Source organism: Necropsobacter rosorum (assembly GCF_964241405.1).
Lineage (GTDB): Bacteria > Pseudomonadota > Gammaproteobacteria > Enterobacterales > Pasteurellaceae > Necropsobacter > Necropsobacter rosorum.
Window position 1 is genome coordinate 1 of sequence record NZ_CAXSXF010000004.1, and the last position, 14,865, is coordinate 14,865.

Sequence of the window (14,865 nt, forward strand, 5' to 3'; positions counted from 1 at the left end):
AAAAAGAACGACGCGAGTCAAAATTCATATTATTTACAACGTCGCGTCGTTGTGTGTGGCGTATTATAGGGATTTCACTCACCATTGCAAGCGGTTTTTGGAAAAATTCTTATTTTTTTAATTAAGCGGCGGTTTTTTATACGCCGATGCGATACGGACTGTTATCGCTCATCATGTTCCAATAAACGCAGCTCCGTAAATCCCCACAACGAAAGGGCTTGCCGGAATGTGGCTTCATATTGAAAACTCCGGGTACAAAAAATTAAATTCTGGGTTTCGCTGATTGGTCTGACGGTGGTATGAATATCCAACAGTTTTTTGACTCTCAACGCAATGGCTTTGCCCGGATCGATAAAATATTTCACTTGCGGCAGGCAGATTTGAATTTCGTCTTTAATGAGCGGAAAGTGAGTACAGCCCAGAATCACCGTATCTAAATCCGCCAGCTCCCGCCAGATTTTCAACTCCGCATTCACCGCCAGTAAATCCACCGATGCGCCGCGCAATTTTTGTTCCGCAATTTCGGCCAAGACCGTGCTGCCCAGTTTTTCAACCCGACAATGCGCTGCATAATGCTCTATTAATTCATTAACATACTGACGCTTTACGGTGCCTTTGGTCGCCAGCAGACCGATATGCTTACTGACGGATATTTCAGCGGCGGGCTTAATAGCCGGCACCGTACCGACAATGGGAATGGCAAAGTGGCTTCTTAATGTGGGCAACACGACCGTACTCGCCGTATTGCAGGCGATGACGATAAGATCCAGAGGATACTGCCGGTCGATTTTTTGACAGATAGCCAGCGTGCGTTCGATAATCACCTCTTCAGGCTTCTCGGAATAAGGAAACCCAGCATTATCAAAACAATAGAGATACTGACAATCCGGTAACAGATGTTTGACTTCTTTATAGACGCTAAATCCGCCGACACCGGAATCAAAAAACAGAATAGTAGGTTTCAGGCTCATCATACTCTTTAAATCCCAAAAACGTTTCAATTTATTACCGCACTTTTCATCCGTATATTATCAGGCATTGGAGTAAATCGCCCGATTATTCAACCAGCGCCGAATCAGCTGATCCGCAATAGCCGGATGACGTTTCATCAGCTCGCGGGCATAATGCTGAACCTGCGGGATCATTTTCCGATCTCGCATTAAATTCGCCACTTTAAACTCCGCAATGCCCGTTTGTTTCGTGCCCAGTACTTCGCCCGGCCCCCGAATCGCCAGATCCTGCTCTGAAATATAAAACCCGTCCTGACTTTCGCGCAGAACTTGCAGGCGTTTTTGCGAAATTTTGCCCAGCGGCGGTTTATACATCAGCACGCAAAAGGAAGCCGTACTGCCGCGGCCGACCCGCCCACGCAGCTGATGCAACTGAGACAATCCCAGCCGCTCGGCATTTTCAATAATCATCAGACTGGCATTCGGTACATCCACCCCCACTTCAATCACCGTGGTGGCCACCAGCAAATCTAATTCAGCCTGCTTAAACCGCTGCATAACGGCCTGCTTTTCCGCCGCTTTCATCCGGCCGTGCACAAGTCCGATCCGTAAGTGCGGTAAACTTTTCCGCAGATCCTCCGCCGTGGCTTCCGCCGCCTGCGCCTCCAGCGCTTCGCTTTCATCAATCAGCGTACACACCCAGTAAGCCTGACGCTTTTCGTTAACGCAGGCATGGTGCACGCGGGCAACAATTTCCGCACGGCGTTCTTCGGACACCGCAATGGTCGTCACCGGCGTACGCCCCGGCGGCAGCTGGTCAATAACGGAAGTATCCAGATCCGCATAGACGGTCATCGCCAACGTGCGGGGAATCGGGGTTGCGGTCATAATTAACTGGTGCGGATAAAAGCCGGTTCGTTCGCCTTTTTCGCGCAGCATTAAACGTTGATGCACGCCGAACCGGTGCTGTTCGTCAATGATTACCAGCGCCAAATCGGCAAAGCTGACATCCTGCTGAAATAACGCATGAGTGCCGACAATCATGCTGACTGTGCCGCAGCCGATTTGAGCTAACGCTTCCTGACGGGCTTTGCCTTTCACTTTGCCGGCCAGCCAGCCGACTTCAATCCCTAACGGCTCAAACCAATTGCGGAAGTTCGCAGCGTGTTGTTCGGCCAGAATCTCGGTCGGCGCCATCAGCGCAACCTGTTTACCGTTGTCAATCGCCAGCAGCGCCGCCATTGCGGCGACCAGCGTTTTGCCGGAGCCGACATCGCCCTGCACCAAACGCATCATCGGATAATCCTTGCCCAAATCCTGTTCGATTTCCGCACCGACGCGGCGTTGCGCATCGGTCGGCCGAAACGATAATCGGGCTAAAAACCGCTCGGTTAAATCCGTTTGCCGCGGCAGCGGTCTCGCCGAAAACTGTTGCATTCCCGACCGCACTTTCTGCATAGCCAAATTGTGTGCCAGCAATTCTTCAAAAATCAAGCGCTGTTGCGCGGGATGTTTGCCTTCTTCCAGCAGCGATAAGGTAATATCCGGCGGCGGGCGGTGCAAAAGGCGAAGCGCCTCTTTCAAGCTGAAAGGATACGGATTAAACCCGTCGGGCAGAATTTCCGTCACCTGAATGGTATCCAGTAATGCCAGCGCCTGATCCGTTAATTTGCGCAAGGTGGGCTGTTTTAACCCTTCCGTCGTGGAATAAATCGGCGTGAGCGTTTCCTCCAGCACAAGCGGTGCCTTATCGCGCACGATCCGATATTCGGGATGATGAATTTCCGCCATAAAACGCCCGCGTTTTACTTCGCCGAAAGCCTGCACTCTGGCGCCGGGCTGGAAACTGTTACGCATCGCCGCATTAAAATTAAAAAAGCGCAAGGTGATTTTCGCACTGCCGTCAGACAGCGTGACCACTAAAATCGGGCGGCGGCCAAATTGTACCGTACAGGTTTGCACCATTCCCTCAATGGTGGCATAGCGGTCAGGGCGTAAATCCGCAATGGGAGTAATACGGGTGCGATCCTCATAGCGAATCGGAAGGTGAAAAAGCAGATCCTGAAGATTATCAATCCCGATACGGCTTAGCTTTTCGGCTATAGCAGCTCCCACGCCGGACAAGGAGGTCAGCGGCACGGCATCCAGTATCCGGGTATCCATTTAGCTGTTAGTGTTGCGTGCTATACTCACAAAGCCCGGAATGGTTTTAATGCGGCGGATAATGCTGGCCAGATGATGAGTATTTTTGGTGGTTAATAACACCACGATTTGGTACAGACGCCCGTCCTGCTCTTCTGTCCAAATACTGTGGATATTGCTGTTCAGTGCGGAAATGGCCGAGGTCAGATTCGGCAACGCGCCCTGCTGATTAATCATTTCAATGCGTAATTCCGCCTCAAATTCCATCTTGTTATCGCTTTGTTCCCATGTCACCGGCGTATAATGTTCGGGATTGTCCTTACGCTTTTTCAGGTTCATACAGCATTCATGGTGAATAACCAATCCCTTACCGGGGCTGGCATAAGCCACGATCGGATCACCGGGAACCGGATGGCAGCATTGTGCAAATGTGGTCAGCAGTCCTTCGCTGCTTTTGATTTCCAGCAGATTGTTATTATTCGTCAGTTCACCGTCGGTGTCGATTTCTATCGCCTCTCCCAATAAACGGTAGGCAATCACCGCACTCATTTGATTGCCCAGCCCGATTTCGGTCAGCAGCGCGTCGAAATTATCCAATTTTAGTTCCGCCAGTAATTCGTTAATCCGCAGCGGGTCAATATCGCTTAGTTTTTTCGGCAGCAACGCGTTGATTAACTGTCGTCTGCCCAGCACGACGGCGGTATCGGCGCGTAAATCTTTCAGAGCGTGGCGAATATTGGTGCGCGCCTTTGCCGTCACCACAAAATTCAGCCAGCCGGCATTCGGCTGCGCGGTGGCCGAGGTGATAATTTCAATGGTCTGCCCCGATTGCAATGCCTGTGATAACGGATAAGGCTTGCGATCCACATTTGCCGCCACGCAAGAGCTGCCGATATCGGAATGCACGGCATAAGCGAAATCCACCGGGGTGGCGCCGACCGGCAATTCCACAATACGCCCTTTCGGCGTAAATACATAAATTTCTTTCGGGAAAAATTCCGATTTAACGCTTTCGATAAATTCAAAGGAATTGCCCACGCTTTGCTGCAATTCGATCAGGCTCTGCAACCAGCGCTGCGCGCGGATCTGTGCGGTGGTACTGTCGTTTTTGCCGCCCTGTTTATAGGCCCAATGGGCGGCCACCCCCATTTCCGCCATTTGATCCATTTCTTCGGTACGAATCTGGACTTCCACCGGCACGCCGTGCGGCCCGATCATGGAGGTATGCAAGGATTGATAACCGTTTGCTTTCGGCACTGCAATATAATCTTTTACTCTGCCGGGACGCGGTTTATACAAACCGTGCATTTGCCCTAGCACGCGGTAGCAGGTGTCCACATCTTTGACTATTGCGCGGAACGCATAAATATCCATAATGGAATGGAACTGCTGATCTTTCAGGCGCATTTTCTGATAAATCGCATAAAGGTGTTTTTCCCGTCCGAAAACCCGTGCCTCAATGCCCATATCATCCAGCCGACCTTTGATTTCATCGGCAATCCGTTGGATCATATCCTTACGGTTTCCGCGCGCAATCTGAATAACCTTTTGCAGCACCGCATAACGCTGCGGATACATGGCTTCGAAGCCCAGATCTTCCAGTTCATTTTTAATATGTTCGATACCGAGACGGTGCGCGAGAGGGGCGTAAATTTCAAGGGTTTCTTTGGCAATGCGGCGGCGTTTATCCGGCCGCAGCGCACTGAGCGTGCGCATATTATGCGTGCGGTCGGCCAGTTTTATCAGCACCACGCGAATATCGCGCGTCATGGCCAGAATCATCTTGCGGAAATTTTCCGCCTCCGCTTCTTTGCGGGTGCGGAATTTCAGTTTGTCCAGTTTGGACACGCCCTCGACAATCTCGGCGACACTGGTGCCGAATTCAGCTTTCAGCTGTTGTTCCGTATATGGCGTATCCTCAATTACATCATGCAGCAAAGCGGCCATTACCGCCTCGTGATCCAGTCGCATTTCGGCGATAATCGACGCCACCGCCACCGGATGCGTAATGTAAGGCTCGCCGCTTGAGCGTGTTTGTCCTTCGTGCGCATCTCTGGCGATAATAAATGCACGTTTTACCCATTCAATCTGCTCTGCCGGCAAATAGCCCTGAATGATTCGCTCTAAACTTTCAAATAAATACAAAGGACACCTGACTTTTCATTAAGATCCAACAATAATTGTCTGATAAATTAAAGAAAAACTGACCGCACTTTTCGCCTTATTCGGACAGCAAAGAAACCGCGTGCAGTTCCGCCGACTCCTGTTCCAATGCCTCATGACGGTCTTGCGCATTCATAATCTCGTTGTTGATCAGACCTTTTTCGATCTCACGCAATGCAATGACCGTCGGTTTATCGTTATCTTCCGGCACCAACGGTTCACGCACATGCAGTTGCAATTGTCTTGCACGGCGCGCCGCGGTTAAAATCAAATCAAAACGGTTGCCGATTTTCTCAACCGCATCCTGCACTGTTACACGAGCCATAAATTACTCCACCAATAGTTAATCTGTAAAAATAAAAAAGGGTGATTATGATACTAAAACGCCGCTTATTTTGCCAGTAATTGATGCAGCAAGGCGCTATTTTGTGTCCGCTGATAATCAAGGGTCAGCCGTTCTGCGCGCAGAATATGGCCCAAATCGTCCAGCGCCCGCTCAAAGTTCTCATTAATAATGACATAATCATATTCATGGTAATGGGACATTTCATCCACCGCCTGCGCCATGCGCGCCGCGATCACCGTCTCGCTGTCCTGCCCGCGCCCGATTAAACGGCGTTCCAGCTCCTGTATGGACGGCGGCAGGATAAAAATACTTTTGACCGCCGGCAGCTTTGCCCGGATTTGCTGCGCGCCCTGCCAGTCGATATCAAGAAACACATCGATACCGCGCGCCAGATTTTGCTCAATCGCCGGCAACGATGTGCCGTAATAATTATCGCCGAACACTTTGGCGTATTCTAAAAATAAATCCTGTTCGATCAGCGCTTCAAATTCAGGCACCGAAACGAAATGATAATGCACCCCGTCGATCTCACCCGGACGCGGGTTGCGGGTAGTATGTGATACCGACACCATCATGCCGGTGTCGTTATCCCGCGCCAGCAGCGCCGAAATTAAAGAGGATTTGCCCGCCCCGCTCGGCGCCGAAATAATATACAGATTGCCCTTACTCATCATACTCATCCTTTTCAACTAGCAATAATGCCGCTCATTATGCCGTTAAATCAGTAAAAAATCAGCAAAAGTGCGGTGCTTTTTTAGCAAATTTATAACAAATCGCATTTTATTTTTGAATCACTTAGCCGAACCCGGAATAATTTTGACATAGATCACAAAAAGGTTATCTGTTATAGTTTTCCACCGAGTGCGGTTTCATCACCAAAAGAAACCGTGCTATAATCTGCAACCGACGGATAGCGGGGTCAGGCTTCACGGCATCCTGCGAAACGTAAGAATTTGTTTAACTTAAATTATAGGTGAAAATCTTATGGCAATTAAAATTGGTATCAATGGTTTCGGCCGTATCGGTCGTATCGTATTCCGTGCTGCGCAAGCCCGCGACGACATCGAAGTTGTAGGTATCAACGACTTAATCGACGTAGAATACATGGCTTACATGTTAAAATACGATTCTACCCACGGCCGTTTCGATGGCACCGTTGAAGTGAAAGACGGTCATCTGGTGGTAAACGGTAAGTCTATCCGCGTTACTTCCGAACGTGATCCGGCCAACCTGAAATGGAACGAAATCGGTGTGGATATTGCCGTTGAAGCAACCGGTTTATTCTTAACTGACGAAACCGCGCGCAAACATATCACTGCCGGTGCGAAAAAAGTGGTTTTAACCGGCCCGTCTAAAGATGCTACACCAATGTTCGTTAACGGTGTTAACTTTGATGCGTATAAAGGTCAGGATATCGTCTCCAACGCATCTTGTACCACAAACTGCTTAGCGCCTTTAGCGAAAGTCATTCACGAAAAATTCGGTATTAAAGACGGCTTAATGACAACCGTTCACGCAACAACCGCAACGCAAAAAACCGTTGACGGCCCGTCTGCCAAAGACTGGCGCGGTGGTCGTGGCGCATCACAAAACATCATCCCGTCTTCCACCGGTGCGGCGAAAGCGGTCGGTAAAGTATTACCGGCATTAAACGGCAAATTAACCGGTATGGCGTTCCGTGTACCAACCACTAACGTTTCTGTAGTTGACTTAACCGTTAACCTTGAAAAACCGGCGACTTACGCTGAAATCTGTGCGGAAATCAAACGCGCTTCCGAAAACGAATTAAAAGGCGTGTTAGGCTACACTGAAGACGCCGTCGTTTCGACCGACTTCAACGGCTGCGCATTAACTTCCGTCTTCGATGCGGCGGCAGGTATCGCATTAACCGACAGCTTCGTTAAACTAGTTTCCTGGTACGACAACGAAACCGGTTATTCCAACAAAGTATTAGACTTAGTCGCACATATCTACAATTATAAAGGTTAATAAAAACCGTTGAATATCCAACCGCCCTTTTCGGGCGGTTTTTTTATCCTCAACGCAATAGGTTTAGCCTGTCATCCCGTCATTTCGTGGTATTGCGGCAATACCGTTTTTTTAAGAAAACGTGAACAGCTGTATTGTATTGAAAAATGTTAGCGACCTCACAAAATCTATCATTTCCTTACTTTTTTTAATTTTTCTACTGGCATTTTACATTGTTAGCCATTATATTAGCGCACAACTGTTCGCTTAAATCATTAAGATGGTCAATACCGAATAAAATTATTGTCAAAGGAAGCAAAGAAAACATGGCGCAACTTGATTTTCACTTCATTAACCGCATTCATCATCAGGCAGAAACCTTAGCAAATCGAACCGCACTTCGTTATCATGAACATAACGGCTGGAAAGCAATTAGCTGGTCGGCATTCCGGCAGCAAATCGACGAACTGTCGCGGGCCTTGCTGGCCAATCATATCGGCATACAGGATAAAATCGGGATATTCGCGCACAATATGCCGCGCTGGACGATCGCCGATATCGGCGCCTTGCAGATTCGCGCGGTCAGCGTACCGATTTACGCCACCAATACCGCTCAGCAGGCCAAATTTATTATCAATGACGCGGATATTAAAATTTTATTCGTCGGCGATCAGGAACAATATACCCACGCGCTGGACATTGCCGAACAATGCCCTCAGTTGCAGCGCATTGTCGCCATGAAAGACAGCATCGACTTGCAGGATCACGCTATCGCCTGTTACTGGCGGGATTTTATTGCCGACGGCTCTCAACGCAATCAGCCCGAACTGGCCTCCCGTCTGGCAAATAAACAGATGAGCGACCTATTTACCCTGATTTACACCTCCGGCACCACCGGCGAGCCGAAAGGCGTGATGCTGGATTATGCCAACCTCGCCCATCAGCTACAGGCGCATGATAATGCTCTGCAAAACATAGACACAACGGATATTTCACTGTCGTTTTTACCGTTTTCCCATATTTTCGAACGGGCATGGGTCGCCTATGTGCTGCATCGCGGTGCGGTGAACTGCTATATCGAAGACACCAATCAGGTGCGTTCCGCATTAACGGAAATCCGCCCGACACTAATGTGCGCAGTGCCGCGTTTTTATGAAAAGATCTACACCGCGATCCACGATAAAGTTCAGCAGGCACCTTTTTTCCGCCGTCTGATTTTCACTTGGGCGATGAATATCGGTCATCGCTGTTTTCAGCTAAAAAGCCGGAAACAAGCGATTCCGTTTCTGCTGCACCAACAATTTCGGCTGGCCGATAAGCTGGTGCTGAGCAAACTGCGTAATCTGCTGGGCGGGCGCATTCGTATGATGCCGTGCGGCGGTGCCAAACTGGAACCGTCTATCGGCCTGTTTTTCCAAAGTATCGGCATCAATATCAAACTGGGCTACGGCATGACGGAAACCACGGCAACGGTTTCCTGCTGGCAGGATGCGCATATCGAACCGAATTCCATCGGCGAACCGATGCCCGGTTGTGAAGTGAAAATCGGCGCCGATAACGAAATTCTGGTGCGCGGCGGCATGGTGATGCGGGGCTATTACAAAAAACCGACCGAAACCGCTAACGCCTTCACAGCCGACGGCTTTCTGAAAACCGGTGATGCCGGTCAGTTTGATGCGCAGGGCAATCTGTACATTACCGATCGCATTAAGGAATTAATGAAAACCTCCAACGGTAAATATATCGCGCCGCAGTATATTGAAGGTAAAATCGGCAAGGATAAATTTATTGAGCAAATCGCCGTGATCGCCGATGCGAAAAAATATGTATCGGCATTGATCGTGCCGTGTTTCGCCTCGCTGGAAGAATATGCCAAACAACTGAATATCAAATATCAGGATCGTATTGAACTGGTGAAACATTCCGCTATTATTCAGCTGTTTGAAAAGCGCATTAACGAGCTGCAAAAAGAGCTGCCGAGCTTTGAGCAAGTGAAAAAATTCACCCTGCTGCCGCAGGCATTCACCACCGCCATGAACGAAATCACGCCGACGCTGAAACTGCGGCGCAAAGTCATTTTGCAGCGTTATAAAGAACAAATTGAAGCCATGTATAAATCCTAGTCTCGAAAGTGCGGTGAAAATCACCGCACTTTTTTGTATATTTTTTCATCGCTGATGCAAAAACTATGATCGAAATCACAAAACACAAATTTTAATTGAGAATAATTCTCACAAACAATCCGAGATTTCCCTAATAAAACCAATTACTAACCCCCGTTTTGCCGAAAAAAACAGCGAAAAACCACAATATATAGTGATTGAAATTAAAATAATATCTATATATAGTGTATCGCACGATTCACAGGCAGAACACGCAGAGGAAGTTTTATGGGAACATTTTTTGTCATTAAGCGTGACGGTTCACGCATCGGATTCGAAATCCAGCGCATCATTAACGCGATAAAAAAAGCGGCCTTAGCCGTCGGCATTAACGACGACCGCTACTGTTACAGCATCGGTCAGCAGGTATGCGATGAAATTTTCGCCCATCATCAGCAGGAAATCGACATCAGCCGGATTCAGCAAATCGTTGAAAATCATCTGATGTCAAGCCAATATCCGCAAATTGCCCGCGCCTATATCGAATACCGCCACGACCGCGATCTGGCGCGGGAAAAGCGCAGCAATCTCACCAAAGAAATCGAAGGGCTGATTGAGCAGAGCAATGTCGAACTGCTCAATGAAAATGCCAATAAAGACGCCAAAGTCATTCCGACTCAACGGGATTTGCTGGCCGGTATCGTCGCCAAACATTACGCCAAGCGTTATATTCTGCCGCGTGATGTGGTCGCCGCCCACGAAAAAGGGGAAATTCATTATCATGATCTGGATTATGCGCCATTCTTCCCGATGTTCAACTGCATGCTGGTGGATTTAAAAGGCATGCTGACCAGCGGGTTTAAAATGGGCAATGCGGAAATCGAACCGCCGAAATCCATCGGTACCGCAACCGCCGTGACGGCACAAATTATCGCGCAGGTTGCCAGCCATATTTACGGCGGCACCACCATCAACCGGATTGACGAAGTGCTGGCGCCTTATGTTCAGCTCAGCTACGAAAAACACTTAAAAACCGCCGCACTTTGGCACATTCCGCAGGCGGAGGCTTATGCCAAAGCATTAATTGAAAAAGAATGCTTTGACGCCTTCCAGTCTCTGGAATATGAGGTCAACACGCTGCATACCTCAAATGGTCAGACACCGTTCGTTACCCTCGGTTTCGGGCTGGGTACCAGCTGGCAGGAACGCCTGATTCAGCAATCCATTCTGCGCAACCGTATCCGCGGCTTAGGCAAAAACCATAAAACGCCGGTATTCCCGAAACTGGTGTTTACCATTAAAAACGGCGTAAATCACCGTCCGGATGATCCGAATTACGATATCAAACAGCTGGCGCTGGAATGCGCTTCAAAACGCATGTATCCGGACATTTTAAACTATGATCAGGTCGTCAAAGTCACCGGTTCTTTCAAAGCGCCGATGGGCTGCCGCAGTTTCCTCGGCGCTTACGCAGAAAACGGCGAATATATGCACGACGGGCGCAATAATCTGGGCGTGGTCAGCCTTAATCTGCCGCGCATTGCGTTAGAAGCCGACGGCGATGAGCAGCGTTTCTACGCGATACTGGAACAGCGTTTAGCGCTGGCGAAAAAAGCGCTGATGACCCGCATTGCGCGGCTGGAAAATACCAAAGCCCGGGTCGCACCGATTTTGTATATGGAAGGCGCTTGCGGCGTGCGTCTGAAAGCCGACGACAATGTGGCGCAAATTTTCAAAAACGGACGCGCCTCAATTTCACTGGGCTATATCGGCATTCACGAAACCATCAATGCGCTTTATCATCGCCATATTTATGATGATGAACAGCTGCGTCAAAAAGGGCTGCAAATCGTCGAACGCCTGAGCGAAGCGACCAAACAATGGCGCGCCGAAACCGGTTATGCGTTCAGTTTATATTCCACCCCGAGCGAAAACCTGTGCGATCGTTTCTGCCGGCTGGATACCCGCCAATTCGGCATTATCGACGGTGTTACGGACAAGGGATATTACACCAACAGTTATCACTTGGATGTGGAGAAAAAAGTCAACCCTTACGACAAACTGGATTTTGAAATGCCTTATCCGGCATTGGCCAGCGGCGGGTTTATCTGTTACGGCGAATACCCGAATATCCAGCATAATCTGAAAGCGCTGGAAGATGTATGGGATTACAGCTATGAGCGCGTGCCTTATTACGGCACCAATACGCCGATCGACGAATGCTACGAATGCGGGTTTACCGGCGAATTCGAGTGTACCAGCAAAGGCTTTACCTGCCCGAAATGCGGCAATCACGACAGTGAAAAAGTCTCGGTCACCCGCCGGGTATGCGGTTATCTGGGCAGCCCGGATGCCAGACCGTTTAACGCCGGCAAACAGGAAGAAGTCAAACGCCGGGTTAAACATATGTAATGCGCCGTCGCGTTGAACCGAGCAGCAGAAAAACGAAACGAGCGCCGTTTTTCTGCCGCCTTGCGGATAACAAGGCCGGCTTTGACACAACAGGCATGATTATGGCGTCACGCACTCTCTCTTTATATGCTACGGGTACGGCTTGAGACGGATTTGCCACACTAGACCGAAAAAATGAAAAAAATTCACCGCACTTTAAACCTGACAGAAACGCTATTCGGCGATTTCTGATCACTGACACGAAAAACAATGAATTATTTACAATATTACCCCGTCGATATCGTCAACGGTGAAGGCACGCGCTGCACCTTGTTCGTCAGCGGTTGCACGCACCGCTGTAAAGGCTGTTACAACCAAAAAAGCTGGTCTTTTTCCGCCGGGGTATTGTTTGATCAGGCGATGGAAGATCAAATCATCAACGATTTACAGGACACCCGCATTAAGCGCCAGGGGCTCAGCCTGTCCGGCGGTGATCCGCTGCATCCGAACAATATTCCGCCCCTGCTAAAACTGGTGCAACGCGTAAAACGCGAATGTCCGGGTAAAGATATTTGGCTGTGGACGGGTTATAAACTGGACGAACTCAATGCACAACAGAAAACCATGCTGCCGTATATCGACGTGCTGATCGACGGCAAATTCATTCAGGCGCAGGCCGATCCGGCGCTGATCTGGCGCGGTTCCGCCAATCAGGTGATCCATCGCTTTAGCGCGGACAGCATCCAATCAGGCGAATAATGCCAGACTGTTTTGCCACAGTGCCTGCGCAATAATATCAGCCGATTCGGAACGCAGTCGGCAAAGCGCATCGAAAGTATCGACAATCCGCTCCGGACGGTTAGGCCGGCCCTGAAAGCCGAATACCGGCATATCGGGGCTGTCGGTTTCCAACAGCAAAGCATCAAGCGGTAATTTTGCGATCGTCCGGCGGGTTTTATTGGCGCGCTGATAAGTAATCACGCCGCCGACACCGATCCGATAACCGAGATCGACAAACCGTTTCGCCTGCGCATAACTGCCGGCAAAACCGTGCACCACACCGCATTTCGGTAAATCCGCCCGTTTTAAAAAGACAGACAACTGATCATGCGCTTTTCGTGAATGCAGACTGACCGGCAGCGCATATCGTTTGGCAAGGCTTAATTGGGCGGCGAAAAAATCCTGCTGTTTTTGCCATAACGCTGGCGTCAATAATTCCGCTTTTCCCCGCTCCAGCCCGATTTCCGCCACCGCCGTACAGGCCGGCGCACGCTGTGCCAACCGTTGCTCCAGACAGGTCAGATCCGCTTCGGTATGCTGCGCAATATACAGCGGATGCAACCCCAGCCCGTAATACAGCCGTTCGGGATAAAATGCGGTCATTTTTGCCAGCGTTTCAAAATCCTGCGCCATCACCGCAACTATCAGTATTTTCTGCACGCCCGCCTGCGCCGCATTGTCCATCAAACGGGACAACGGCTCGCCGCTCATGCGCAGCAAATAATCCAAATGGGTGTGTGTATCAAAAAACGGCATCATCAGTCAAACAAGGTTTTCCAGTCCGGCGCAAAGTGGGCATCAAAACACATTTTCACCTGCGCGGCATTATTCTTTTCCGTACACAGCGGCGGCAAGGCGTGCAACGAAAAATAGCCGCGGTCGATAGTCTCGTTATTCGGCCGGAATTCGCCGCCAAGTGCGGTACAATAAACAAACGTTTTGCACACTTTGTGCGCCATTTTCGGCAGATTATGCTTATCCCGATCCAAAATGGCGATAATAAACTCCGCCGACACATCCAAGCCCGCTTCTTCCTTGACTTCCTTAAGCGTATTTTCTTTAATCGACAGATCCACATCCACCCAGCCGCCGGGCAACGACCACAAACCGTTTTCTTCCTGTACCAGTAAAATCTTATCCTGTTGGAAAATCGCCGCTCGCGTGTCCAGTTTCGGGGTTTGAAAACCGGTTTCATTACAAAACAGGTCATTCACTTTCTGCGCCGAAAGCCCGGATTTATAACGAATCATTTCGGCGCTGATTTCACGAATACGCTGAAAACGCTCAATGTCGAATTTATTCGGTGAATAATACAGACCGGCCTGTGCCAGACTTTGCAGTTCCACCGCCCATTGCAGCCAACGCTCATCCTGTTGCATATACCCTCCCAATAAAAAAGCGGGCTTTCAGCCCGCCGAACCGATTAGTCTTCCAGGGTGACGGATTCGATCACCACATCATCCTGCGGTACATCCTGGTGGAAACCCTGATTGCCGGTTTTTACGCCTTTAATTTTATCCACTACGTCCATGCCGTCAACCACTTCGCCGAACACCGCATAGCCCCATTCCTGCACCACGGTTTTGCCGAACATATCTTTGGCGCGGTAATCTAAAAAGGTATTATCCGCCACATTAATAAAAAACTGCGCGGTGGCGGAATGCGGATCGGAAGTGCGCGCCATGGCGATGGTGCCGCGCTTGTTGCTTAAACCGTTGCTCGCTTCGTTTTGAATCGGCGCGTCGGTGGCTTTTTCGCGCATGCCCGCTTCCATACCGCCGCCCTGAATCATAAACCCGTCAATTACGCGGTGAAAAATCGTGTTATTATAAAACCCTTTTTTGCAGTAATTTTCAAAATTCGCCGCGGTCAACGGGGCTTTTTCATGATTTAATTTAATGCGGATATTGCCGAAGTTGGTATGTAATGTAATCATTTTCTTATTCCTGTCAAATATAAAGGGGTTTATTATTCCATAAAAGGCCAATAAGTGCTATAAATTACGCCTTAAAGTGCGGTCGGT

Annotated in this window: 12 protein-coding genes; 4 read left to right on the forward strand and 8 right to left on the reverse strand. The window is 49.4% G+C overall.

Features of this window, described 5'->3' with window-relative positions:
* Nucleotides 1–161 precede the first annotated feature (161 nt).
* The 5 genes from murI to gmk all read right to left on the reverse strand — a co-directional run bounded on the left by murI (nucleotide 162) and on the right by gmk (nucleotide 6,272).
* On the reverse strand, nucleotides 162–974 hold the full coding sequence (gene murI / locus ACESOH_RS08185) for a glutamate racemase (protein WP_373100687.1): 813 nt from the start codon (nucleotides 972–974) through the stop codon (nucleotides 162–164).
* Between the two features lie 57 nt (nucleotides 975–1,031).
* Nucleotides 1,032–3,113: an ATP-dependent DNA helicase RecG gene (gene recG / locus ACESOH_RS08190; RefSeq protein WP_373100688.1), complete on the reverse strand. Its 2,082-nt coding sequence runs from the start codon at nucleotides 3,111–3,113 to the stop codon at nucleotides 1,032–1,034.
* On the reverse strand, nucleotides 3,114–5,237 hold the full coding sequence (gene spoT / locus ACESOH_RS08195) for a bifunctional GTP diphosphokinase/guanosine-3',5'-bis pyrophosphate 3'-pyrophosphohydrolase (protein ID WP_032093699.1): 2,124 nt from the start codon (nucleotides 5,235–5,237) through the stop codon (nucleotides 3,114–3,116).
* 76 nt (nucleotides 5,238–5,313) lie between these two features.
* Entirely contained in the window at nucleotides 5,314–5,580 is a 267-nt protein-coding gene (rpoZ, locus tag ACESOH_RS08200) for a DNA-directed RNA polymerase subunit omega (protein ID WP_373100689.1), read from the reverse strand.
* 65 nt (nucleotides 5,581–5,645) lie between these two features.
* Nucleotides 5,646–6,272, reverse strand: a complete 627-nt coding sequence (gmk, locus tag ACESOH_RS08205) for a guanylate kinase (protein WP_032093697.1) — start codon at nucleotides 6,270–6,272, stop codon at nucleotides 5,646–5,648.
* Between the two features lie 313 nt (nucleotides 6,273–6,585).
* On the opposite strand from gmk, the gene gap reads away from it, so the two are divergent.
* From gap to nrdG, 4 genes are all read left to right on the forward strand, one after another.
* Nucleotides 6,586–7,590: a type I glyceraldehyde-3-phosphate dehydrogenase gene (gene gap, locus ACESOH_RS08210; protein WP_032093696.1), complete on the forward strand. Its 1,005-nt coding sequence runs from the start codon at nucleotides 6,586–6,588 to the stop codon at nucleotides 7,588–7,590.
* Nucleotides 7,591–7,895: 305 nt separating this feature from the next.
* Nucleotides 7,896–9,692, forward strand: a complete 1,797-nt coding sequence (locus ACESOH_RS08215) for an AMP-dependent synthetase/ligase (RefSeq protein ID WP_373100690.1) — start codon at nucleotides 7,896–7,898, stop codon at nucleotides 9,690–9,692.
* A 267-nt stretch (nucleotides 9,693–9,959) separates the two neighbouring features.
* Nucleotides 9,960–12,083, forward strand: a complete 2,124-nt coding sequence (nrdD, locus tag ACESOH_RS08220; protein WP_373100691.1) for an anaerobic ribonucleoside-triphosphate reductase — start codon at nucleotides 9,960–9,962, stop codon at nucleotides 12,081–12,083.
* Nucleotides 12,084–12,332: 249 nt separating this feature from the next.
* Nucleotides 12,333–12,821, forward strand: a complete 489-nt coding sequence (nrdG, locus tag ACESOH_RS08225; protein ID WP_373100692.1) for an anaerobic ribonucleoside-triphosphate reductase-activating protein — start codon at nucleotides 12,333–12,335, stop codon at nucleotides 12,819–12,821.
* On the opposite strand, the gene ACESOH_RS08230 is transcribed toward nrdG, so the two are convergent.
* Genes ACESOH_RS08230 through ACESOH_RS08240 form a run of 3 tightly spaced genes read right to left on the reverse strand, consistent with a single transcriptional unit; the run spans nucleotide 12,810 to nucleotide 14,778 of the window.
* Nucleotides 12,810–13,598 (reverse strand): TatD family hydrolase, encoded by a 789-nt coding sequence (locus ACESOH_RS08230; protein ID WP_373100906.1) that lies wholly within the window; start codon nucleotides 13,596–13,598, stop codon nucleotides 12,810–12,812. The two genes, nrdG and ACESOH_RS08230, sit on opposite strands and share 12 nt — an antisense overlap.
* Nucleotides 13,599–13,600: 2 nt before the next feature.
* A complete protein-coding gene (locus tag ACESOH_RS08235; RefSeq protein WP_373100693.1) occupies nucleotides 13,601–14,221 on the reverse strand; it encodes an NUDIX hydrolase N-terminal domain-containing protein in 621 nt (206 codons plus the stop codon).
* Between the two features lie 44 nt (nucleotides 14,222–14,265).
* Complete coding sequence (locus ACESOH_RS08240; RefSeq protein ID WP_032093691.1) at nucleotides 14,266–14,778, reverse strand: peptidylprolyl isomerase; 513 nt, start codon at nucleotides 14,776–14,778, stop codon at nucleotides 14,266–14,268.
* Nucleotides 14,779–14,865: the final 87 nt, after the last annotated feature.

What these genes read in the sequence shown, in the direction of transcription:
- murI (WP_373100687.1), bottom strand. Translation starts at nt 974, where the DNA reads ATGATGAGCCTGAAACCTACTATTCTGTTTTTTGATTCCGGTGTCGGC.
- recG (WP_373100688.1), bottom strand. Translation starts at nt 3,113, where the DNA reads ATGGATACCCGGATACTGGATGCCGTGCCGCTGACCTCCTTGTCCGGC.
- rpoZ (WP_373100689.1), bottom strand. Translation starts at nt 5,580, where the DNA reads ATGGCTCGTGTAACAGTGCAGGATGCGGTTGAGAAAATCGGCAACCGT.
- gmk (WP_032093697.1), bottom strand. Translation starts at nt 6,272, where the DNA reads ATGAGTAAGGGCAATCTGTATATTATTTCGGCGCCGAGCGGGGCGGGC.
- gap (WP_032093696.1), top strand. Translation starts at nt 6,586, where the DNA reads ATGGCAATTAAAATTGGTATCAATGGTTTCGGCCGTATCGGTCGTATC.
- ACESOH_RS08215 (WP_373100690.1), top strand. Translation starts at nt 7,896, where the DNA reads ATGGCGCAACTTGATTTTCACTTCATTAACCGCATTCATCATCAGGCA.
- nrdD (WP_373100691.1), top strand. Translation starts at nt 9,960, where the DNA reads ATGGGAACATTTTTTGTCATTAAGCGTGACGGTTCACGCATCGGATTC.
- nrdG (WP_373100692.1), top strand. Translation starts at nt 12,333, where the DNA reads ATGAATTATTTACAATATTACCCCGTCGATATCGTCAACGGTGAAGGC.
- ACESOH_RS08230 (WP_373100906.1), bottom strand. Translation starts at nt 13,598, where the DNA reads ATGCCGTTTTTTGATACACACACCCATTTGGATTATTTGCTGCGCATG.
- ACESOH_RS08235 (WP_373100693.1), bottom strand. Translation starts at nt 14,221, where the DNA reads ATGCAACAGGATGAGCGTTGGCTGCAATGGGCGGTGGAACTGCAAAGT.
- ACESOH_RS08240 (WP_032093691.1), bottom strand. Translation starts at nt 14,778, where the DNA reads ATGATTACATTACATACCAACTTCGGCAATATCCGCATTAAATTAAAT.